Below are 21756 nucleotides of genomic sequence, written 5' to 3'. Positions count from 1 at the left end.
CTGACACCCGCGTTCGGCCGTACGGACCAGCGGCGGCCCTGTCCTACGCCAGCCAGGCCGTCGTGTCCGGGGCCAGCCGGCCCTCCTCCAGTGGGGCGCTGCTGATCAGCACCTCCCCCGGCGGCAACTCCACCGCCGCAGCGGAGAGGTTGGCCACGCACCGCCACCCGTCCGAGCGGGCGAAGTGCAGAACGCCGGGCGGGCTGTCCGGCGCCCACTCGAGCTCCTCGCCCTCCAGCAGCTTGCGGCGCAGGCGCAGCGCGCGGCGGTAGAGCTCCAGGGTCGAGCCCTCGACGCCGTCCTGGGCCTCGACGGCGTACGCCGCGAAACCCGACGGCTGCGGCAGCCAGGAACCGCCCGCGCCGAAGCCGTACGACGGCCCGGTCGTCGTCCACGGCAGCGGCACCCGGCAGCCGTCGCGGCCCTTGCGCACCCGTCCCGTCTGTTCCCAGATCGGGTCCTGGAGGACGTCGAAGGGCAGGTCGGCGACCTCGGGGAGGCCGAGTTCCTCGCCCTGGTAGACGTACGACGAACCGGGCAGCGCCAGCATGAGCAGGGTCGCGGCGCGGGCGCGGCGCAGGCCCGCCGGCTCGTCGACGGCCGGGGCGTGGCCGCCGGACAGCAGCCAGGCGTTGTCGTCGGTGCCGGGCGGGAGCATCAGGCGGGAGGTGTGCCGTACGACGTCGTGGTTGGACAGCACCCAGGTGGCGGAGGCGCCTGCCGCGCGGGCCGTGGCGAGGGAATCGGTGATGACCTGCCTCAGCTCCTCGGCGTCCCAACTCGCCTGCAGATACTCGAAGTTGAATGCCTGACCCAGTTCGTCGGGGCGTGCGTACAGGGCGCGGCGGGCGCTCGGGTTCACCCAGGCCTCGGCGACGGCCATGCGGGGCGGGCGGTAGGCGTCCAGGATCTTGCGCCAGTCGCGGTAGATCTCATGGACCTCGTCGCGGTCGTAGAAGGGGTGGGTGCCGGGCGGGAAGTGGGGGAGCGACTCCTCGCCGCTGAGTTCCGGGGCGCCCAGGTCGCGCAGCGGTTCGCTCAGGTCCTTGGCGAGGGCGTGGGCCACGTCGACGCGGAAGCCGTCGACGCCGCGGTCGGACCAGAACCGCAGGGTGGTGCGGAAGTCGGCGCGGACCTCGTCGTTCTCCCAGTTCAGGTCCGGTTGCTGGGGGGTGAAGAGGTGCAGGTACCACTGGCCGTCGGGGACCCGCCGCCATGCGCTGCCGCCGAAGACGGACTGCCAGTCGCTGGGCGGGAGTTCGCCGTGCGGGCCGCGTCCGTCGCGGAAGACGTAGCGGTCGCGGGCGGCGGAGCCGGGGCCGGAGCGCAGCGCCTCCTGGAACCAGACGTGCTGGTGGGAGGTGTGGTTGGGGACCAGGTCGACGATCACCTTCAGGCCGAGGCGGTGGGCCTCGGCGACCATGGCGTCGAAGTCGTCGAGGGTGCCCAGGCGCGGGTCGACGTCGCGGTAGTCGGCGACGTCGTAGCCGCCGTCGGCCAGTTCGGAGGGGTAGAAGGGGCTGAGCCACAGGGCGTCCACACCGAGGGCGGCGAGGTGGTTCAGGCGCTGGGCGACGCCCTTGAGGTCGCCGAGCCCGTCACCGTCGGCGTCGGCGAAACTGCGGGGGTAGACCTGGTAGATGACGGCCTGGCGCCACCAGTCGGGGTTGCTGGAGGAGAGGTCGGACACGCGGACTCCTCGGGGGTGCGTACGGACGACAGTGAGAACTCTGTCCACTTGGCCGGAAAAGCGAACACCACGAAGAGCGGAGTAGATCATTCCCTGTGTGACGGAATCGTGATTGATCTTTGAACTGCCGCTGCGTTCCCGCAGGTTGACAGCGTTCTCTCCTCACTCCACGATGTGCTCACGCTGTGGCGCATGTGACCAATGAGCCCAGTGATTTCTCTTCGACCACTCACCCCACGATGGGATACGCATGTCCATAGCGAGACGTGTCATCGCGCGGCGCCTGCTGGGGACGGGCGCCGCCTCGCTCGCCCTGTGCGCGGCCACCGTCGCCTCCGCCTCCGGCGCCTGGGCCGACGGCGGCCCCGGCGGTGACGGCTGGAAGTCCGGCGGCACCTACAAGCCCGGCACCGGCGCCGGCACGGAGACGGCCACCGACCGCTGCCAGCTCTCGCTCGACGGCACGAACTTCTACGACTCGGTCAAGGTCGACGACCAGAATCTGAAGGTCACCGACGACGGCAAGGTCCACATCACGGTCCGCGCCGCCGCCGACGCCACGACCTGCACCGCCTCGCTCGCCTCCTACCTCGCCCACGGGGCGACCTTCGCGACCTCCGGCGAGCAGGTCTTCGTCGACTTCGACACGGTCACGGTGAAGCCGGGCGGCACCGACACCCTCGACATCGCCGTGCCGGACGCGGGCTGCTTCGCGCAGATCGACCTCTACCGGGGTGCGGTGAAGTTCGACGGCAAGCTCGACGCGAACGACGGCTTCGTCCACGGTGACCTGCCCAAGGGCCCGGACCGCCCGGTCATCAAGGACAAGCTGATCGCGGCCTGGAACGGCGGTTCGAAGGACTGCACGACCGAGCCCCCGGCGACCGAGGAGCCCCCGACCACACCGCCGGCCGAGCCGTCGGAGCCGGCGAGCGAGGAGCCCTCGACCCCGGCGGAGGAGACGACGCCGCCGGCGTCCGAGACCCCCTCGACCGAGACCCCGACCCCGGAGGCCTCCGAGTCGACGTCCACCCCGGCGCCCTCCCCCAACGGCGGCGACGGCGACCTCGCCGAGACGGGCGGCAGCAGCGCGACGGGCCCGATCGCGATCGGCGCGGTCGTCCTGGTCGCGGGCGGCGCGGCGTTCCTCGTGGCGTCGAAGCGGCGCCGTACGGCGCGTTCCTGAGCGATGGTCACCGAAGGGGCCCGGGGTGTCACCCCGGGCCCCTTCAGTGTGCGGTGGGCTCCAGCCGGAAGCGGGCTGTCAGTAGCAGTTGCGGATCTTCCACACCGGGCCCCAGTCGTAGCTCGTGTTCTGCCCCCCGATCGGCACATCGAGCAGGCGGTTGCCGGACTGGCCGTAGAAGGTCGCCGTGGCGCGGTTGCCGGTCTGCCCGTTCGCGTAGCCCCCGACGCCCTGCCAGTTCGAGAGCGAGTAGGTGGCGCAGCGGTAGAACTTGTACACCCGGTACGTGCCCGCCGTCGGGTCCCAGACCCGGGCGCAGAAGTTGCCCTCCGGGCAGACGTAGCCGGGGCCCCCGAAGTAGAAGAAGTCCGCGGCCGGCGACACCGTCGGCGGGACGGCCGCCGCGCCCACATCGCCGGTGGACGAGGCCGCCGCGGTGCCGGCACCGGGAACGAGGCTCACGGCGACCAGACCCGCGGCGGTCGTGGCCGTACCGAGAAGAGAACGCAGACGCATGAGGTGAATCCCCCCTGTGAGGTGACGCTTGGTCACCTCCAGCCTCTTTCCGACTCCCTCACCCCCGCCACACATTGAAGCCGTGACTTAAACGGAAGCCCGTGCACCTGCGAGGAGGGCGAGGCCGGTGGGGGTGATGGTGTGCAGGACGTTCTTGCTGCGGCGGACGCTGACCAGCAGGCCCGCGCGGCGCAGTATCGCGGTGTGCTGACTGACGGCCGCGCCGGAGATGCCGAAGCGGTCGGCGAGTTCGCCGGTGGCGACGTCCCCGAGGATGGCGGCCCGGGTGCGCCCGATGAGCGCGCCGAGTTCGGCGCCGCCCGCCCGGTCCGTGCCACCGCGGCCCCCGGTCCACCGCAGGGCGTGCTGGATCGGGTAGACCAGCACCGGCGTCAGTTCGGCGGCCGCCAGGGTCAGGGGTCTTCGCAGGCAGAAGAAGGACGGCTGGAGCAGCAACCCCCGTCCGCCCAGACGCAGTTCACGGTGGACGGGATAGTCGGCCTCCAGCACGGGCGGGCGCCAGCGCAGCACGGGACGGAACCCCGCGAGCAGACCGTCGGTGCCGCCCTCCAGCACCGCCCGAGCCCGCACGGCCAGGTCGGCGTCGATCTGGGCCCGGATCCCGGACCAGAAGGGCGCGAGCGCGTGCCGGTGGTAGCCGTGCAGGGCGGCGCCCAGCCGGCGCAGCGCCTCGGGTTCGCCGTCGGCCAGCGCCCCGGTGCCGGGCGGCAGCGGATGCGGCAGGGCCGGGGAGGCGGCGAGCCGGGCGAGGTCCCGGCGCAGCCGGGCGCGGGGCGTGCGCAGCACGGTGTCGACCGCGCTCGCCGGGTCGAAGGAACCGCGCAGGTCGGGCGTGAGGAAGTCCGGGAAGTAGCCCCGGGGCGGCAGCAGCGGGGCGAGCAGCCCGTGCGCCCGGCCCACCCGGGGCCGCACGAGCCTGCGCCACTCCCCGAAGAGCAGCGGGGCGTCGGCGCTGATCAGTACGTGGAAACTGTTGGCGATCTCCCAGAGGGGATCGGGGGCGGCGGCGACGCGTACGCGCGCGAGGTCGTCGGCGGTGAAGTGCACCCGCAGCATGGGATCTCCGATGGTGGTCGGTCATCGGACCCCATGACAGTGACGGAGCCGCACTTGTGGGGACAAGGCGGCATTCGGTCGGCATGGCCGGCATGGCCGGCCCGTCTCGGGCGGCGGTGGGGACTTGCCACGTCTCAGCCCCGCCGCTGTACGTCCTCCAGATACCGCAGCACCGCCGCGACCCGCCGGTCCACCTGGTCCTGCGGCGAGAGGTCGAGCTTGGCGAAGATGCTCCGGATGTGCTTGTGGACGGCCCCGTCGGTGACGACGAGCCGTTCGGCGATGGCACTGTTGCCGAGCCCCTCGGCCATCAGCGCGAGCACGTCACGCTCCCGGGGGCTGAGCCGTTCCAGGCGCGTGTCCTGGCGACTGCGGGTGAACAGCTGTGCGACCACCTCGGGGTCGATGGCGGTCCCGCCCTCCGCCACGCGCCGCAGCGCGTCGAGGAACTCCTCGACCCGGCCGACCCGTTCCTTCAGCAGATAGCCGAGCCCGCCCACTCCGCCGCCCAGCAGATCGCTGGCGAAGCTCTGCTCCACGTACGCCGACAGCACCAGCACGGCGAGATCGGGCCGCCTGCGCCGTGCCTCGACGGCCGCGACGATCCCCTCGTCGGTGTGCGTGGGCGGCATCCGTACGTCGAGGATGGCGACGTCGGGCTTGTGCTCGTCGATGGCGTCCAGGACACCGTCGGGGGTACCGGCGGTGGCCACGACGTCCAGGCCCTCGGCGCGCAGCAGCAGCGCGAGCCCTTCGCGCAGCAACGGGTCGTCCTCGGCGATCACGATCCGCATGGCAGTTCCACTTCCAGAGTTGTCGGGCCGCCCTTGGGGCTGGTCAGGGAGAGCGTGCCGTCGTGGGCGGCGACACGGCGGCGGATGCCGGTCAGCCCTGAGCCGCCGTCCTCGTCCGCGCCGCCCCGGCCGTCGTCGGTGACGGTCAGGCGCAGCCGGCCGCCGTGCGAGCGGACGGTGACGGTGGCCTGCCCGGCGCCGCTGTGCTTGGCGATGTTGGTCAGCGCCTCCGCGACCACGAAGTAGGCGGTCGCCTCGACGGACGCGGCACACCGGACGGGCGCGTCGACGTCGATACGGCACGGCACGGCGCAGGACGCGGCGAGTCCGCTGAGCGCGCCTTCCAGGCCACGGTCGGCCAGCACCGGCGGCAGGATGCCCCGGGCGACACCGCGGAGTTCGGCGAGGGCCTGTTCGGCGGCGCCCTGGGCACGTTCGAGGAGTTCGTCGGCGCCGGCCGGATCACGGGCCACCATGCGGCGGGCGGCACCGAGCAGCACGGTGACGGTGACGATCCGGTTCTGCGTGCCGTCGTGCAACGAGCGCTCGATACGGCGCAGTTCGGTGGCGTGGGCGTCGAGGGCGGCGGCCCGGGTGGCGGTGAGCTCGGCGACGCGCAGGGACAGGTCCACGTCGGGCCCGGCGGACAGCAGCCGCCGCCCGGGCGCCGCCTGGAGCCGTGCCATGCCCGGGGTGAGCCCCACGATGATCGCGATCCAGCCGAGGCCCAGCAGCGCCACGGCGAGGGCGTCCGGCCAGGTCTGCGCGGGCCCGAAGCCCACCGACGTACTGTCCGCGTCCTTCGGGATCAGCCGCCAGTACGCCGGGAACAGGGAGTCGCGTACGGCAATGAGCGGCAACAGGACGCCGAAAATGCCCATCAGGAGCCCCAGCGTGGCGTGGCGCACCAGCCAGCGCAGCTCCCGCCGGGTGGTGGGGTCGACGAGGGCGAGCCGCAGCCCGGTCGGCGCCGGATCCGGGCCGATGACCTCGGGTCCCCAGCGGCCGAGCCGGTCACGTTCGCGGTCGGCCAGCGCGTGCAGGGCGCGCAGCGCCTTGGGCGCCATGAGCAGCCCGACGCCCAGCGGAACGGTGAGGGCGGCGAGGGCCAGCCCCAGCAGGACGGCCGGCGCGACCACCGCTGTGCCGAGCCCGCCGACGAGTTGTTCGAGCGCGGCGACGGCGGCACCGGCCGCGCGGACGACGGTCTCCCGGATGCCGGGGCGCGCGGGGGCGGGTGGCACGGGGGCGGTCTTCTCGCCGACCGTGGTGTCGGTGGGTTCGGCGTACACGTCAACGACCCTAGGCGGTCGGCCGGTTCGCCGTCAGAGGGAGAGGGCGGAAGTACAGCCTGCTGTACCCCGAACCGGGTGGCCTACGGGCTCGGAGACAGGGGGTCGCGATCCGTAGCGTCGGTGACCGACAGCGACCGCCGAAGGAGCAGGCCATGACGACCAGCGACCCCTACCGCCTCACGGACGGCACCGGGAACCCCCCGCCGCGTGCGCTCACCGGCGCGGACCTCGCCCGTACGACCCTGTGGGTCGTGCTGGTGCTCAGCGTCGTCGGCAACATGGCCGCCTCCTACACCGGCGCCGCGACCCATGTCCACCTCGCCTGCGGCGCGGTCACCGCGCTCTGCGTGACCACGCTCGTCATCCGGCGTCTGCGGGGCAGGCGATGACACCCGCCATCGCGCTGGCGCACGTCAGCAAGACCTACGCGGGCGGCGTACGAGCCCTGGACGACGTGTCGTTGACGGTGGCGCCCGGCACCTTCCTCGCCGTGATGGGGCCGTCCGGATCCGGCAAGAGCACGCTGATGCACTGCGCCGCTGGGCTCGACTCCCCGACGGAGGGCAGCATCGCCATCGACGGCCACGAGATCGCCGGCCTGAACGAGACCCGCCGCACCGAACTGCGCCGCGAGCGCGTCGGCTTCGTGTTCCAGTCGTACAACCTCGTCCCCTCCCTCAGCATCGTCGACAACATCACGCTGCCGCTTCGCCTGGCCGGTCGCGCCCCCGACAAGGACTGGCTGATGACGCTGGTCGAGCGCGTCGGACTGGCCGAGCGGCTCAGTCACCGGCCCGCCGAACTCTCCGGCGGGCAGCAGCAACGCGCCGCCATCGTGCGGGCGTTGGCCGCCAGGCCGGCCGTCGTGTTCGCCGACGAGCCCACCGGCGCGCTGGATCTGCGCACCGCCCACCAGGTGCTGAACCTGCTGCGCGAACTCGTCGACGAACTCGGCCAGACGGTCGTGATGGTCACCCACGACCCGGCCGCCGCCGCCCTGGCGCACCAGGCCCTGGTCATGGCCGACGGCCGGGTGAGGGAAACCCTGCACAAGCCCGCCGCGCCCGAACTGGCCGCGCGTCTGGTCGCGTTGGGAGAGGTCTAGCTCATGTTGCATCTCGCGGTACGCATGGCCGGTCACCGCATCACCGCGCTCCTCGCGGTGGCCTGCGCGGTACTCGGCGGCGCGGCGCTGATCACCGGCACCGGTGTCCTGGCCGAGTCCGGCCTGCGCTCCCAGCTCCCGGCCGGGCGCCTGGCCGGCGCGGACGTCGTGGTCGCCGCCGACCAGAACTACCACCCCGCCGGCGACCTGCCGATCGCGCTTCCGGAGCGCAGGGCCGTCCCGGCCCGGCTGGTCGACCAGCTCTCCCGACTGCCGGGCGTCACCGAAGCGGTCGGTGACATCGGCTTCCCCGCCGCCCTCGTCGACGCGCGCGGCCAGGTCGTACCGTCCGAGGAACCGCAGACCGCCGGACACGGCTGGTCCGCCAAGGAGTTGTACGAGGACGCCGAGGTCGGCGGCACCGCGCCGGCCGGCCCGCGTGAGGTGGCGCTCGACAGCGAGACGGCGAAGGCCGCCGGCGTCCGGGTCGGCGACCGGGTCCGGATCGCCGCGGTGGGCCGCCCGGCCGCCGACTACCGCCTCTCCGCCGTGGTCGACGCCCCCGGCGCCGGAATCCTCTTCGCCGATACGACGGCCGCACGTCTGTCCGGCGGCCCCACCGTCGACCTGGTCGCCCTGCGCACCGCACCCGGCGCCGAGGACGAGGTCGCCGCCGCGGCCCGCGAGGAAGTGCGGGGCACCGGCCTGACGGTGTCCACCGGGGCGGACCGGGGCGACGTCGAGTCCCCCGGCGCCGGTGCGGCACGCTCCCTGCTGATCCTGCTCGCCGGTTCCCTGGCCGGCATCGTCCTGCTGATCATCGGGTTCGTCATGGCGAGCGCGCTGGCCGTGGCGGTGGGCGGGCAGCGCCGTGACCTGGCCCTGATGCGGGCCGTAGGAGCAACGCCCCGGCAGATACGGCGGCTCGCCGCCACGCAGGCCACCCTCATCGCGGGCGTGGCGCTCGTGCCGGGCGTGGCCCTCGGCTACCTGCTGGCCGGGCGGTTCCGCGGCCTCCTGGTCGACCGCGGGGTCCTGCCGGAAGCCCTGCCGCTCACCCTGAGCCCGATCCCCGCGGCCGCGACGGTCCTGCTCCTGGCCGCCGCCGTCCAGGTGTCCGCCCGGACTGCCGCGTGGCGCACCTCGCGCATGCCGGCCACGGAGGCGGTCGCCGAGTCCCGCAGCGAACCCCGCAGCCCCTCGAAGCTGCGCACCCGCTCCGGCCTCCTGCTGATCGTCGCCGCGACCGCCCTCTCGGCCATCCCGCTGCTGAGCCGCACGGTCCTCGGCGCGACGGCCACGTCCCTCGCCGGGATCCTCGGCGCGATCGGCCTGGCGCTGGCGGGCCCGGCGCTGGTCCGGGGCCTGGGCGACACGGCGGCACGGCGGCTGCGTACGAACGTCTCGGCGCCGACCTGGCTGGCGGTGTCGAACATCCGCGGCTACGCGATGCGGCTCGCGGGCGTCGTCAGTGCCCTCGCGATGGCCGTCGTGTTCGTGCTGACGTACACCTTCGCGCAGACGACGGTGATGGCGGCCACCGCGCGGGACGTCACCACCGGCACCCTCGCCCAGCACCGCCTGACCGCTCCCGGCCTCGGCGGACTGCCCGCCGACGCGCTGACCGCCGTACGCGACACGGACGGCGTACGGGCGGCCGCCCCCGTCACTTCCACGACCGTGGTGTGGCCGTACAAGCAGTTCGGGGAGGACGAGGTCGAGTCCGGTACGGCGATGATCCTGACGCCCGACGCGGGGTCGGTGCTCGACCTCGGCGTACGGGACGGCAGCCTGGAACGGCTCACCGGCAACACGGTCGCGGTCAGCGGCGAGGCCGCCCGGATGCGCGGGGCGGGGCTGGGCAGGGTCGTGCGGCTGGTGCTGGGGGACGGCACCCGAGTCGAGGCGCAGGTCGTCGCCGTCTACGACCGGGGCCTCGGCTTCGGTTCGGTGGTCCTGTCCCACGACCTCGCCGCGGGGCACACGACCGCCGGGCTGGACCAGAGCATCCTCGTCCGCACCGACGGCACCGACGTGACGGAGCGCGACCTGGCCGAGCTGGCGGCAGCGCACCCCGGTCTGGTGCTAGAACCCACCGACGCAGGGGGCGGTGAAGGGTTGGCCGACGCCCCGCCCGAGGTGTGGATCAACCTGGCCGTCATCGTCGTACTCCTCGGCTATCTGCTGCTGAGCATCGCCAACAAGCTCGTCGCGACGACCGCCCAGCGCCGGGGCGAGATCGCCACGCTCCGTCTGAACGGCACCACGCCCCGCCAGATCCTCGCGATGATGCGCCGCGAGGCCGTGGTGATCGGCGTGGCGGCCGTCGCCACGGGAGGGCTGCTGTCGGCGATCCCGCTGGCCCTGCTCGGCATCGGCTTCCTGGAGCGACCCTGGCCCGCCGGTCCGGCATGGCTGCTGCCCGCCCTCGCGGCCCTGGTGGTCTGCACGGCCTTCCTCACCGTCGAACTGCCCACCCGGCGGGCGTTGCGGACGGCGCCGGCCGAGGCGCTGTCGGTGCGCGAATGACGAGGACTCAGGGTGCCTGGTCATTCAGATGGGCGAGGATCAGGTTGGGGTCCTTGGCGGTGACATAGGCGGCGCTCAGCACGTAGACGGTGTCGCCGCGCAGTGCGATGGACGTGGGGTTCTGCAGACCGTCGGCCCCCGCACGAGAAGGGGCCCGGGGTGATCCCCGGGCCCCTTCTCGTATGCAGCCGTATGCAGCCGGACCACCTCAGCCGGTCGGCGCCTCGCGGCGCGAGTAGGCCCAGTAGCCGGCGGTCGTCAGGGCCGCTGTGTAGAGCAGGAAGACCACCAGTGCCACTGGGACCGACAGATCCGACCCGACCATGGCCTCGGCCAACGACCGCTCATCGCCGGTGAACGCTGACGCGTCGGTGAGCATGGCCCGGCCGGCCGCGAAAGGCAGCCACCCGCCCACACCGTCCAGCCCGGGGACGTACCCCAGCAGCAGTCCGGCCAGCCGCTCGCCCAGCAGAGGCCACAGGCACAGCACCACCACCGGCAGGGTCCTGTTCCGCATCAGCGCCACCAACGCCATGCACAGCAGCGCCCAGCACCCCATCCACAGCACGAACCGCAGCACGGGCACCAGAACCGCGCTCCACGAAGGCTGGGGCGCACCTGACACGGCGAGGACGACCGCCGCCGACCCCCCGCCCACCACGGCACTCGTCGCCGCCACACCGGCGCCCACCAGGAATCCGACGGCACACTTCGCCGCATAGGCGGTCCGGGGGCCGTTGACGGCCAGCCATGTCGTGCGCGCGGCGCCCCGCACCAGGTCGGTGGAGACCGGTCCTGTGCCGAGGATCAGCACGAGGAAGCACAGCATGGGGATCTGCGTGGTCATGGGTGCCCAGGCCAGCACGTCACCCATCGACGCCGCGCTGATCGTCCGCGTCCTGTCCAGATCCAGCAGCAGGCCCGGCCCGGTGAGCAGGCTCAGCCCGGCCACCACGGACAGAAGCACCCATGTGGACCGCAGCGCGGTGAGGTGGCGCCACTCGTACCGGCACGCGTTGCGCAACGCCTCGCCTGCCGGGACCTCCCGCGGGGCGGAAGAAGGCGCCGGCGGCCCACCGGCGGTCGGCGGGGTGTGTGACAGGTATGCGGTCACGAGATCCTGAACTCCTCTTCCGCGATGGACAAGTAGAAGTCCTCCAGCGACGGCGTGTCCTCAGACAGCCAGTGCAGTGCCACGCCACCGTCGGCCGCGAGGGCGGCGATACGGATCCGGTCCAGCCCTGTGACGTGCGCGCTCGGCCCGCCCGTCGGCTCCAGCCGCCCGCCCTGCTCTTGCACCAGGCGCGTCAGCTTCGGAAGATCCGGCGTCTGCACCGTCACCACGCGCCGGCTGCCCGCCCGGGACAGCAGTTCCACGACCGGCGAAGCGGCCACGACCCGACCGCGCGACAACACGACCACCCGGTCCGCGAGTTGCTCCATCTCCCCCAGCAGGTGACTGGACACCATGACGGCCCTGCCCTGCTCGGCCTGGTCCCTCAGGAAGTCCCGCAGCCAGCGGATCGCATGAGGGTCGAGGCCGTTCGCGGGCTCGTCGAGGATGAGCACCGGCGGATCGCCGAGCAGAGCCTGCGCGATACCCACGCGCTGGGCCATGCCGAGGGACAGCTCGGACAGTCTCAGCCGGGCCGCCTGGGTGAGGCCCACCAGTTCCAGCATGTCGTCGACGCGCCGGTCCGACGCACCGCACCCCGCGGCCACCATCCGCAGGTGCGAGCGAACCCGGTGCTTGGGGTGACCCGCGATCCCGCCGAGAACCGCTCCCATGACGCGACCCGGGGAGCGCCAGGCGCCCAGCGGGCGGCCGAGGAAGAGCGTGGTGCCCGCACCGTGGGCGAGGCCCAGCATCAAACGGATGGTGGTGGTCTTGCCCGCGCCATTGGCGCCGACAAAGCCGGTGACCTCGCCGGCGCGCAATGCCAGCGACACGTCGTCGAGGACCGTTCTACTGCCGAAGGAGCGTCTCAGGTTCTGCGCTTCTACCAGTACGTCGCCTTTCGGCACGGTGTTCCTCTCGGAGCGAATTCTTCCTGACCCGGCCGTCAAGACCAGGGGAAGCCTTTGTTGATGCTGAAGAGCACGGTGAACAGCACCATTGCTCCCATCGGAACGATCACGAACGAGTCGGGTCGTTCGCGCCGGAACGCGCCCCAGACGAGGGCGACGACCGGCCCTATGAGCCCGGCGGCCATCAGGGCCCAGCCCGCATCGTTGTTTCCGACTACGTGGAACGCGATGAACGCCGCTGTGATGAAGCAGAAGGGCGAGGCCCACAGGTTCTTGAGGGCGGATGACATTTCGGTGGTGGAGGCCATGGGTGCTTCCTCGCTATCGGCCGGGGCAGGTGCCCGGGTGCCGACCGGCACCCGGGCACCACCTCTTCTTCTAGAACAGGCTGTTGATGTAGCTCCACAGCGCGTACTGCACTTCGCCGCCGGCGGCGACCCAGGCGATCCTGACCGGGTGGTACCAGGCCAGGCCGTTCATGTAGGAACGGAACTTGCCCCAACCGCCCTTGGCGGCCTTGACCGCGTCGTCGTAGAGCTTGCCGCCGTGCCGCTTCAGCAGGTTGTACAGAGCCTTGACGGCGCTGCTGGCGGCCCCACGGGTCTGGGCCTTGGATGCCTTGCCGTCGGCCACGGCGCGCACCGACTGCGCGTCCTTCGCGCTCAGTTCGGCCTTGACGGCCGGGTTGGCGAGAAACGTGCGCGCCTGGGCCGCGGACAGGCTCACCTCAGTGGTGGCCGCCGTGCGAGCGTGGGTGGCCTCCGACGCCTGCACCAGACCGGCACCGGCCCCGAGCGTCACGGCAGCCATAGCCGAAACCGCCGCCATACGCAATGTATTGCGGGTCATGTAGAATCTCCCTTGCGTTCAATCGCAAGGGGAGGAAGCCCGTGCGGGCGACCTGAACAGGCGTGGAAACCGAAAAGGGTCCCCCCGGACTTCTTCCCCCGATTACTTCTTTTGCGGACGCGCCGAAAAGCCCCATGAGCGGCCGGGCAGGCCATACCCACGGGTGCTGGATTACGGGGTCCTTGCGCCTCAAACTCGCTGGTCAGGGCGAGTGTTCGGCGCGGTCAGAACGTAACACAGCCTTAGGCCAGTTGGCCAGAAAGCGTGTTTACACATGGAGGGCCCGTAAAGCTCGTTGCCCATTCCATTTAATTGGAAACTATTTCGGGCGGCCGAATGCAGCGGGCGTCAGGCGTGTTCCACCGTCGACAGGTACAGCTTTGTGAAGCGTTCGACGTCGACGTCCAAGGCGACGTCCACCAGGGCCTGTTCGCGGGGGCCCGTGTGGAGTTCTGATTCGCCGGGGCGGGGGCGGCGGTCGACGAGGGTTTGGCCTCGGGTGGGGCCGGGGGCGAGGGAGACCTCTACGGGGAGGAGGCGGGTGGTGATGCCCGCCGGGTCGACGACCGCGCAGACCGCGCCCGCGTCGCCGATGCCGCCCGCCTCCGGGTCGGCGGTGATGTCCGGCGCGGAGGGGCGGTGGGCCAGCAGTTCGCCGGCCAGGCGGGCGCCGGGTTCGACGTTCTCGCGCAGCCGCCGCACGTCCGCCCCGGGCACCACGACCCGCTGGAAGACGTCCAGGCCGTACATGGTGATCGGCACCCCGGCCGTGAGCAGGATCGCGGCGGCCTCCGGGTCGTGCCACACGTTGAACTCCGCGACCGGCGTGGCGTTTCCGCAGGCCACCGCGCCGCCCATGAAGACGATCCGCTCGATGTTGCGGGTCACCTCCGGATGGGTGCGCAGCAGCAGGGCGATGTTGGTGAGGGGCGCGGTGGGGATCAGTGTGACCGGGCGTGGGGACGCGAGGATCTCGCGGCGCAGCAGCGTCACCGCGTCCACGCCGGCCGGGGCGCGCCTCGGGGCGGGCAGACCGATGTCGCCCATGCCGTCCTCGCCGTGCACGTGCCGCGCCGAGCGCGCCGACTCGATCAGCGGGCGTCCGGCGCCCCGGGCGACGGGGATCTCGGGGGCACCGGCCTGCTCCAGCACGGTCAGGGTGTTGCGTACGACGCCGTCCACATCCGTGTTCCCGGCCACACAGGTGACCGCGCGCAGGTCGAGCCCCGGATGGCGTACGGCGAACAGCAGAGCCAGCGCGTCGTCGACGCCGGTGTCGCAGTCGATGATCACCGGAATGGGCGGGCCGTCGTTCGGCACGGCGGGGCTCCCCTCTCACTGCTGCGGTGGCGGCTGTACGAGAGCGACCTTACGGTGTGATCCAGGTGGAGTGCGTCGCCGTATGGCGTCGCCGTACGGCATCGTGCGCGCGACGTCATGCGGCGTCTCCGCGTCCTGGGACGTCCCACAGCTCGGGGCCGCGCGCCTTGACGCGAGCGGCGATCCGGGCGACCAGTTCCTCGGCGGGCACGCCCCCCGGCCTACGCCCGTCCCGCAGCCGTACGGCCACCAGATCGCCGTCCGCCGCCGCCTCCCGCTCCCCGATGACCGCCTGGTACGGAACGAGGCGTGCGGAGCGGACGCGGGCGCCCAGGGTGCCGTGCTCGGGGCCGGCGATTTCCGCGCGCAGACCCATTTGGCGGGCTCGGGCCAGAAGTTTCTCCGCCGGTGCGATCTGGGCCTCCGACACGGGGAGGACCACCAGCTGTACCGGGGCGAGCCAGCCCGGGAAGGCGCCGCCGTGCTGCTCGATCAGATGGGCGACGGCCCGCTCCACGCTGCCGATGATGCTGCGGTGCACCATGACCGGGCGGTGCCTGGCGCCGTCGGGGCCGATGTAGTGCAGGTCGAAGCGTTCGGGCTGGTGGAAGTCGATCTGGACGGTGGACAGGGTCGACTCGCGGCCCGCAGGGTCGGCGATCTGGACGTCGATCTTGGGGCCGTAGAACGCGGCCTCGCCCTCGACCGCCTCGTAGGGGACGCCGGAGCCGTCGAGGACCTCCCGCAGCAGGGCGGTGGCGCGGCGCCACAGCTCCGGGTCGGCGACGTACTTGCCGCCCTCACCGGGGAGGGAAAGACGGTGCCGAACGGCCCGGATCCCCAGATCGGCGTAAGCGCGGGCGATGAGTTTCAGGGCGGCGCGGGCCTCCTCCACCGCCTGGTCGAGGGTGCAGAAGATATGGGCGTCATTGAGGTGGATCGCCCGGACGCGGGTGAGACCGCCGAGGACACCGGACAGCTCGGAGCGGTACATGCCGCCCAACTCGGCCATACGGAAGGGTAGTTCGCGGTAGCTGCGGGCGCGGGAACGGTAGATCAGGGCGTGGTGCGGGCAGAGGCTCGGACGCAGGACGACCTCGTCGGCACCGAGGTCCATCGGCGGGAACATGTCGTCGCTGTAGTGGTCCCAGTGCCCGGAGATCTCGTACAGCTCCCGCTTGCCGAGCACGGGCGAGTACACGTGCCGGTAGCCGGCCTCGCGTTCCGCCTCCCGGATGTACTCCTCCAGCGCGTGCCGGACGACGGCCCCGTCGGGCAACCAGTACGGCAGACCGGCGCCCATCAGCGGGTCGGTGTCGAAAAGCTCCAGTTCGCGGCCGAGGCGGCGGTGGTCGTGCATGGCTACTCCTCCAGGTGAACGGACGAGCACCCACGACAAAGCCCCGGGGCACTCGCCCCGGGGCTTCGGATTCGCTCAGCTGTCAGCGCGGCGCCGGGACGGGGTCCGGCGTCGTCGTGAGAGACGGATTGGCGCGCTGCATGGGGCGACGGTAACAGCGGGTGGGCGGGGATGTCGCTGCGATTTTCACGATTCACGTCACCACTGTGAAGCCGTGTGATTACGCTCAGCTACAGACCGACTTTGGGGGTGGCACGCCTTGGTTCACATCCGCCAACTGGATCCCACGGCTTCTCCGTTGGACTACTTCGGCTACGAGCTGCGGAGGAAGCGGGAGGAGGCGGGGCTGACGTTGAAACAGCTGGGTTCGGTGCTGTTCTGCTCGGGCTCGCTGATCGGCCAGATCGAGACAACGCTGAAGGTGCCGACGCGGGATTTCGCCGAGCGCGTGGATGCGGCGCTGGTGACGGACGGGATGTTCTCGCGGATGGTGGGGCTGGTGCTGCGCAGCCAGTTGCCTACGTGGTTCCAGCCGTATGCCGACATGGAGGCGAAGGCGACGTACATCTCCACGTATCAGTGCCAGTTGGTGTACGGCCTTCTGCAGACGAAGGCGTACGCCCGGGCGGTGATGGAGGTGGACCACACCGACACGCTCGACGAGATGGTGGCGGCACGGATGGAACGGCAACGCATCCTGGAGCGCGAACAGCCGCCCTCGCTGTGGGTCGTTCTGGACGAGGCGGTGCTGTATCGGGAGATCGGCGGTCGGGACGTCATGCATGATCAACTCGCCCACCTGTTGGGCTTCCAGGACAACCAGTCGGTGCACATCCAGGTGCTGCCGTTCTCGGTCGGACAGCACTCCGGGGTGATGGGCTCCTTCAATCTTCTGCGCTTCGACGATCACCCCGACCTGTTCTACAGCGAGAGCTACGACCAGGGGCACATGACGGCCAATCCTGCAGTGATCAGGGGGCGTTCAGTCGGTTACGCTCGCCTTCAGGCCGAGGCTCTCGCGCCGAAGGAATCAGCGGCACTGATCGCACGCGTGATGGAGGAACGCTATGGAGCTGAAGTGGCGTAAGTCGTCCTACAGCGGCAGCAGCGGAGGCGAATGCGTCGAGTGCGCCCCGCTCGGCGCGGCCGCCTGGCGCAAGTCCTCGTACAGCGGAAGCTCGGGCGGCGACTGCGTCGAGGTCGCCGACCTAACCCCCCGCATAGCCGTCCGTGACTCCAAGAACCCCGAGGTCGGCACGCTCACCCTCGCCCCGGAGGCTTACGCCGCCTTCGTGGCGTACGTCGCCGGCGTCTGACGCTCGCGCCGGGCCCGCGTTGGCCGCGAGGATCAGGGTGGCCACGGCGACCAACGCGGCGGCGACGCCTCGGGTGTAGCGCTCGGTGATGCTGGTGCGTTCCTGCACGGCGACCTCGCAACAGCCAGGGGTTAACCACGTTTAATACGCGGTTTAACCTAGGGGCTGTCGTACTCGAACGGCAAGGGGCGCAGGGGGAGTTGAGCGATGTCGGACCGTGACGATCCCGGGACCATCGGGCGCAGGGTGCAGCAGTTACGGGCCGACCGTGGGCTGACGCAGAAGCAGTTGGCGGAGCCCGCCTACACCCCCGCGTACATCTCCACCCTGGAGGCGGGCCGTGTCCGCGCCTCCGACGACGCGCTCAGGCATATCGCCGAGCGGCTCGGCATCGCCTTCGAGGAACTCGCCACCGGTCAGCCCGCGCACCTCGTCACGGATCTGCGGATGAGGCTGACCGAGGCCCAGCGCGTCCTCGCCACCGGCGATACCGAGGCGGCGGCCGAGCAGTACACCGCGCTACTCGCGGAGGCCGAGTCGCACGGGTTCCCCGAGGAGCGGGCGTCCGCACTGCTCGGGCTCGGCGAGTGCGGCATCGACGCCGGTGAACTCACCGCCGCCCGGAGGTACTTCGAGCGTGCCGAGCAGGTGCTTGCGGAGGCCGATGCCCCGCTGCCCGCCCGTGTCCCGGCCCTGCGCGGGCGGGCCGTGTCCCACTATCTCGCCGGGGAGCTGCGGTACGCCGTCTACCTCCTCGAATCCACCCTGGACGAGCTGAACCGCGGTGGCTTGCACGACCCGGACGCCCTGCTGCTGCTCTACGCCAGCGTCATCGGCCCCTACATGGACATGGGCGCCCACGCGCGCGCCGCGCAGGCCGCCGAGTACGCCCTCGCCCTCGCGCCGCAGGCCGGTGACCCGGCGCTGGTCGCCCGGATGCACAGGTCGGTCGCCCGTACCCTGCTCGCCGATGGGCGGGTCGCGGAGGCCGACGCCTCCCTGGCCAAGGCCGCCGAGCTGTACCGCCGGCTCCAGATCCGTACCGAACTCGCGAACTGCCACTGGATGCGCGGCTACGTCTACGCCCAGAACGGCGACCTGGAGCGCGCCGAGGCCGAGCTGCGCGAGGCGCAGACCATGCTCACCGCCAAGCGGGCCGCCCTTTACACCAGCCAGGTCGCCGTCGAACTCGCCGACGTACTGCACCGGCGCGGCAAGTCGGAACAGGCCGCCGCCCTGCTCCACGAGGTGCTCAGCGACCTCAGCCCCGAGCGCGGCGCCCTGCACTCCGCCGCCGCCCACCGCCTCCTCGGCATCATCGCCGAGGACTCCCGGGACACCGAGGCCGCCGAGGAGCACTACGTCCGTGCCCTGAGCCTGCTGGAGCGCGCGGGCGCGGCCGGCGACCTGGCCGACCTGTGCCGTCTGCTGGGCGACCTGCTGCGCCGCACGGGCCGCGTGGAGGCGGCCCTGGACGCCTACCGGACGGGGCTGGGACACCGTACGGCTCCCGGGACCACCACACTCGGCCCCGCCCCCGCACAGCCTCCTCTGTGAGGAACCCAAGCCGCCGCACAGCTCCCACCCGCTAGCCTTCGCGGAGGCATTCGAACAGGTGGGGACGGGCACGGTGGAGAACCAGCGGACCGTGGTCGACGGGCTGCGGCTCGTCGTACGCGCGCTCGTGTACGCCGTGCTCGGCGGCGCCGCGCTCATCACCATCGCGACGGTCGCCTCGGTCCTCGGCCCGATGTTCGCCCTCGACCTCTACACCCCGCCCGTCGCCGCCTGGTGGACCGTGTTCACGGCCATCGCGGTGCAGGGCGTGCCGTTTCTGCTGCTCGGCACGGTCGTCTCGGCGGCGATCGGGGCCTTCGTACCGGAGAAGGTCTTCAAGCGGCTGCTGCCGCGCAATCAGGCCCTCGCCGTGCCCGTCGCGGGCGTGGCCGGTGTCGTCCTGCCGGGCTGCGAGTGCGCGTCCGTACCGGTGGCCGGGAGCCTGATGCGCCGCGGCGTCGCCCCGGCCGCCGCCCTCGCCTTCCTGCTGTCCGCCCCCGCGATCAACCCGGTCGTCCTGGTGGCCACGTCCGTCGCCTTCCCCGGACAGCCGGAGATGGTCCTCGGGCGGCTGGTCGCCTCGCTGGCCACGGCCGTGGTGATGGGCTGGCTGTGGGCCCGGTTCGGCCGCGACGAATGGCTGCGGCCGCCCAAGCGGCACGCCCACCCGGGCGCCACCGGCCTGCGGGCCTTCACCGCCGGGCTACAGCACGACTTCCTGCACGCGGGCGGCTTCCTGGTGCTCGGCGCGGCGGCCGCGGCGACCTTCAACATCGCGGTGCCCCGCTCGGTACTTGATCTCTTCACCGGCTCGCCCTGGCTGTCGGTGCTGCTCCTGGCGCTGCTGGCGGTCGTGCTGTGCGTGTGCAGCGAGGCCGACGCGTTCGTCGCCGCGTCCCTGAGCGGCTTCTCGCCGACCGCGCGGCTGGCGTTCATGGTGGTCGGCCCGATGGTGGACCTGAAGCTCATCGCCCTACAGGCGGGGACCTTCGGACGGTCCTTCGCCCTGCGGTTCTCGTCCGTGACCTGGGTGGTGGCCGTGGTGAGCAGCGTGCTGGTGGGATGGTGGCTGCTGTGAGGCGGTACGGGCCGGCGGTGCTGCTCCTGCTGACGGGCGCGGCGATGCTGCGGATAGCCCTGTTCAGCGAGCTGTACCTGCGGTATGTGCGGTCGGGGCTACGGCCATACCTGGTCGCGTCCGGGTTCCTGCTGGTGGCGCTGGGGGTGGCGGCGGCGGTCGTCGGGCGCCGGGAACAGGAACCGCACGGCGAGCAGGGCGAGCAGGACGAGGCCCACGAACACGCCGCCCGCGATCAGCGCGGCGAGCACGAAGAGCACGACGAGTCCCCCGACTATTCCGAGCAGCATGGCGGTCACCATAGCCCCCGTATCGCCTGGCTCCTCACCCTCCCCGCCCTCGCCCTTCTCCTCTTCCCGCCCCCCGCCCTCGGCTCCTACAGCGCCGAGCGCGAGGCGGCGCAACGTGCGGCGCAGGGGGTCGGGCACTTTCCCGCGCTGCCGGCCGGGAACCCGGTGGGGCTGACGCTGTCCGAGTTCAGCTCCCGGGCGATCTACGACAGCGGGCGGTCGCTGTCGGGCCGTACCGTCCGGCTGACCGGCTTCGTCACCCGCGACGCCGACGGCACCTGGTACGTCACCCGCCTCCTCATCGCCTGCTGCGCCGCCGACGCCGCCGTCGGCAAGGTCGAGATCCGGGGCGCGGACGCTCCGCCGGCCGACGCGTGGGTCACCGTCACCGGCACCTGGCGCCCCGAGGGCGGGCTCGGCACGGACGCGGCGTGGCCGCCGGTGCTGGACGCCGGATCGGTGCGGCGGACCGGGCAGCCGGCGGATCCGTACGAGAAGCGGTGAGGCCGGGACGGGCAGCGGTCGTCCGCGGCGCCGACGTGGCTGATAGCGCCCCTTTGGGCACGGTTGCCGAAGGCGTTTCGCGGTGCGGGCCAAGGGTAGTCGGGCGTGGTCCGGGGCGAGCGGTGAAGTGACCGCCGGGGTTCGGGCCGGGCAGGGCCACGCTCAGATCGAGGAGGGGCGAGGAGGCTGCCGTGCGGCCTATAGACAATCACCGTGGTGAGCCGGAGCAGGAGTGGGCGGGTGCCGCGAACGCGCTCGCCGAGGGTGTACGCGACGCGGGGCCCGGCGAGGTCCCGGCGCGGCTGTGCGAGGTCGCCGTGGAACTGCTGCCCGTGTCCGGCGCGAGCGTGTCGCTGCACAGCGAGGGCATGCCCGTGCAGCTGGGCGCGAGCAGTGCGCGGGCCGCGTTCGTGACCGAGATCCAGGCCACATTGGGCGACGGTCCCTGCCAGTCGGCGGCGGAGAGCGGCGCGACCGTGCTCGCCCGCGACCTGACGGGCGGCCAGGACGTGCTGCGCTGGCCGGTCTTCGCCCAGGAGGCGACGGCCGCCGGGGTACGGGCGTCGTACTCGGTGCCGCTCGGCAACGAGGCGGTGTGCGTGGGCACGCTCGACCTGTACAGCGACTCGCCCGGCGACCTCACCGACCGGGATCTGCGGATGGCGCGGCTGGTGGCCGGGTTGATGACCATGGCGCTGATCGAGCTGCCGCACTCGGACCAGGACGACGAGCCGGGTGACGACGGGTGGCTGAACGGCCTGGCCGCCGACCATGACCAGGTCTACCAGGCCACCGGCATGATCATGGCCCAGCTGGGCGTCGGCACGGACGAGGCGCTGGCCCGGCTGCGGGCGCACTCGTTCTCGCACGGGCGTACGGCGCTCGACGTGTCGGGGGACGTGGTGGCGCATCGGCTGCGCTTCGACCGGGATCAGCGCGAATAACTGTCTCTAAGATCGTTGGCCATGGACTCAATAGGTTTCCTCCTCGCCGCGGTCGCGCTCATCGTCATGCTCACCCTTGAGAACCGGGTCTCCCGCGCGGATCGGCGAGTTGCCCGGGTCGAGCGCAAACTCGACGTGATCATGGACCACTTGGGTCTGCGGGAGGACGAGCCCCGGATGGAGGAGGTCGTCGCGCTGCTGCGGGACGACAAGAAGATCCAGGCGATCAAGGTCTACCGGGAGATCACCGGGGCGGGCCTGAAAGAGGCAAAGGACGCCGTCGAGCGCATGGCATAGCGGGCACGGCACCGCGCCTCG

Annotated in this window: 22 protein-coding genes and 1 pseudogene; 11 read left to right on the top strand and 12 right to left on the bottom strand. The window is 71.9% G+C overall.

Annotated features, from left to right (window positions below):
* Positions 1–43: 43 nt before the first annotated feature.
* On the bottom strand, positions 44–1690 hold the full coding sequence (locus ACZ7NC_RS31275) for a glycoside hydrolase family 13 protein (protein WP_471492854.1): 1647 nt from the start codon (positions 1688–1690) through the stop codon (positions 44–46).
* Between the two features lie 250 nt (positions 1691–1940).
* On the opposite strand from ACZ7NC_RS31275, the gene ACZ7NC_RS31270 reads away from it, so the two are divergent.
* Positions 1941–2876, top strand: a complete 936-nt coding sequence (locus ACZ7NC_RS31270; RefSeq protein ID WP_471492853.1) for an LAETG motif-containing sortase-dependent surface protein — start codon at positions 1941–1943, stop codon at positions 2874–2876.
* A gap of 78 nt (positions 2877–2954) precedes the next feature.
* Here the strand turns inward: ACZ7NC_RS31270 and ACZ7NC_RS31265 are convergent, their stop codons facing one another.
* The 4 genes from ACZ7NC_RS31265 to ACZ7NC_RS31250 form a co-directional block, all read right to left on the bottom strand.
* Positions 2955–3392, bottom strand: a complete 438-nt coding sequence (locus ACZ7NC_RS31265) for a hypothetical protein (protein WP_471492852.1) — start codon at positions 3390–3392, stop codon at positions 2955–2957.
* A gap of 87 nt (positions 3393–3479) precedes the next feature.
* Entirely contained in the window at positions 3480–4469 is a 990-nt protein-coding gene (locus ACZ7NC_RS31260; protein ID WP_471492851.1) for an ArsR/SmtB family transcription factor, read from the bottom strand.
* A gap of 134 nt (positions 4470–4603) precedes the next feature.
* Complete coding sequence (locus tag ACZ7NC_RS31255; protein WP_471492850.1) at positions 4604–5263, bottom strand: response regulator transcription factor; 660 nt, start codon at positions 5261–5263, stop codon at positions 4604–4606.
* Positions 5251–6480: a sensor histidine kinase gene (locus tag ACZ7NC_RS31250; protein ID WP_471492906.1), complete on the bottom strand. Its 1230-nt coding sequence runs from the start codon at positions 6478–6480 to the stop codon at positions 5251–5253. The genes ACZ7NC_RS31255 and ACZ7NC_RS31250 overlap by 13 nt, the downstream gene beginning before the upstream one ends.
* A gap of 230 nt (positions 6481–6710) precedes the next feature.
* Between ACZ7NC_RS31250 and ACZ7NC_RS31245 the strand changes: the two genes are divergently transcribed.
* The 3 genes from ACZ7NC_RS31245 to ACZ7NC_RS31235 are packed head-to-tail and all read left to right on the top strand — an operon-like array spanning position 6711 to position 10192.
* Positions 6711–6947 carry a hypothetical protein gene (locus ACZ7NC_RS31245; RefSeq protein ID WP_471492849.1) on the top strand — a complete coding sequence of 79 codons (237 nt, stop codon included), beginning with the start codon at positions 6711–6713 and terminating at the stop codon, positions 6945–6947.
* Positions 6944–7663 carry an ABC transporter ATP-binding protein gene (locus tag ACZ7NC_RS31240; protein WP_471492848.1) on the top strand — a complete coding sequence of 240 codons (720 nt, stop codon included), beginning with the start codon at positions 6944–6946 and terminating at the stop codon, positions 7661–7663. The genes ACZ7NC_RS31245 and ACZ7NC_RS31240 overlap by 4 nt, the downstream gene beginning before the upstream one ends.
* Positions 7664–7666: 3 nt before the next feature.
* Entirely contained in the window at positions 7667–10192 is a 2526-nt protein-coding gene (locus tag ACZ7NC_RS31235) for an FtsX-like permease family protein (protein ID WP_471492847.1), read from the top strand.
* A 208-nt stretch (positions 10193–10400) separates the two neighbouring features.
* On the opposite strand, the gene ACZ7NC_RS31230 is transcribed toward ACZ7NC_RS31235, so the two are convergent.
* From ACZ7NC_RS31230 to thrS, 6 genes are all read right to left on the bottom strand, one after another.
* Positions 10401–11306: a hypothetical protein gene (locus ACZ7NC_RS31230; RefSeq protein WP_471492846.1), complete on the bottom strand. Its 906-nt coding sequence runs from the start codon at positions 11304–11306 to the stop codon at positions 10401–10403.
* Complete coding sequence (locus tag ACZ7NC_RS31225; RefSeq protein ID WP_471492845.1) at positions 11303–12217, bottom strand: ABC transporter ATP-binding protein; 915 nt, start codon at positions 12215–12217, stop codon at positions 11303–11305. Before ACZ7NC_RS31225 ends, ACZ7NC_RS31230 begins: the two co-directional genes overlap by 4 nt.
* Before the next feature lie 38 nt (positions 12218–12255).
* A complete protein-coding gene (locus ACZ7NC_RS31220; protein WP_471492844.1) occupies positions 12256–12528 on the bottom strand; it encodes a hypothetical protein in 273 nt (90 codons plus the stop codon).
* 70 nt (positions 12529–12598) lie between these two features.
* Positions 12599–13030 carry a hypothetical protein gene (locus tag ACZ7NC_RS31215; RefSeq protein ID WP_471492843.1) on the bottom strand — a complete coding sequence of 144 codons (432 nt, stop codon included), beginning with the start codon at positions 13028–13030 and terminating at the stop codon, positions 12599–12601.
* A gap of 387 nt (positions 13031–13417) precedes the next feature.
* Positions 13418–14389, bottom strand: coding sequence for a nucleoside hydrolase (locus tag ACZ7NC_RS31210; protein WP_471492842.1), 972 nt, complete (start codon positions 14387–14389; stop codon positions 13418–13420).
* A gap of 115 nt (positions 14390–14504) precedes the next feature.
* Complete coding sequence (thrS, locus tag ACZ7NC_RS31205) at positions 14505–15749, bottom strand: threonine--tRNA ligase (RefSeq protein ID WP_471492841.1); 1245 nt, start codon at positions 15747–15749, stop codon at positions 14505–14507.
* Positions 15750–16008: 259 nt separating this feature from the next.
* On the opposite strand from thrS, the gene ACZ7NC_RS31200 reads away from it, so the two are divergent.
* The gene (locus tag ACZ7NC_RS31200; protein WP_471492840.1) at positions 16009–16836 is read left to right on the top strand and encodes a helix-turn-helix domain-containing protein; all 828 of its coding nucleotides are present in this window, start codon (positions 16009–16011) and stop codon (positions 16834–16836) included.
* Positions 16817–17059 (top strand): annotated as a pseudogene (locus ACZ7NC_RS31195) (DUF397 domain-containing protein); the annotation flags it as partial. The gene ACZ7NC_RS31200 and the pseudogene ACZ7NC_RS31195, both read left to right, overlap by 20 nt.
* On the opposite strand, the gene ACZ7NC_RS31190 reads toward ACZ7NC_RS31195, so the two are convergent.
* Positions 16958–17173, bottom strand: a complete 216-nt coding sequence (locus tag ACZ7NC_RS31190) for a hypothetical protein (RefSeq protein WP_471492839.1) — start codon at positions 17171–17173, stop codon at positions 16958–16960. The pseudogene ACZ7NC_RS31195 and the gene ACZ7NC_RS31190 overlap by 102 nt on opposite strands.
* A 99-nt stretch (positions 17174–17272) precedes the next feature.
* On the opposite strand from ACZ7NC_RS31190, the gene ACZ7NC_RS31185 reads away from it, so the two are divergent.
* The 5 genes from ACZ7NC_RS31185 (at position 17273) to ACZ7NC_RS31165 (ending at position 21735) form a co-directional block, all read left to right on the top strand.
* Complete coding sequence (locus ACZ7NC_RS31185) at positions 17273–18622, top strand: tetratricopeptide repeat protein (protein WP_471492838.1); 1350 nt, start codon at positions 17273–17275, stop codon at positions 18620–18622.
* 73 nt (positions 18623–18695) lie between these two features.
* Positions 18696–19700 (top strand): permease, encoded by a 1005-nt coding sequence (locus ACZ7NC_RS31180; RefSeq protein WP_471492837.1) that lies wholly within the window; start codon positions 18696–18698, stop codon positions 19698–19700.
* Positions 19697–20494 (top strand): TIGR03943 family putative permease subunit, encoded by a 798-nt coding sequence (locus ACZ7NC_RS31175; protein ID WP_471492836.1) that lies wholly within the window; start codon positions 19697–19699, stop codon positions 20492–20494. Before ACZ7NC_RS31180 ends, ACZ7NC_RS31175 begins: the two co-directional genes overlap by 4 nt.
* Before the next feature lie 191 nt (positions 20495–20685).
* Positions 20686–21438 (top strand): GAF and ANTAR domain-containing protein, encoded by a 753-nt coding sequence (locus ACZ7NC_RS31170; RefSeq protein ID WP_471492835.1) that lies wholly within the window; start codon positions 20686–20688, stop codon positions 21436–21438.
* 21 nt (positions 21439–21459) lie between these two features.
* Positions 21460–21735 (top strand): ribosomal protein L7/L12, encoded by a 276-nt coding sequence (locus ACZ7NC_RS31165; RefSeq protein ID WP_471492834.1) that lies wholly within the window; start codon positions 21460–21462, stop codon positions 21733–21735.
* The last annotated feature ends 21 nt before the right edge of the window (positions 21736–21756 follow it).

It is taken from the genome of Streptomyces sp. NPDC111802, from assembly GCF_055634335.1.
This window is presented reverse-complemented; position numbering and strand designations above follow the sequence as displayed.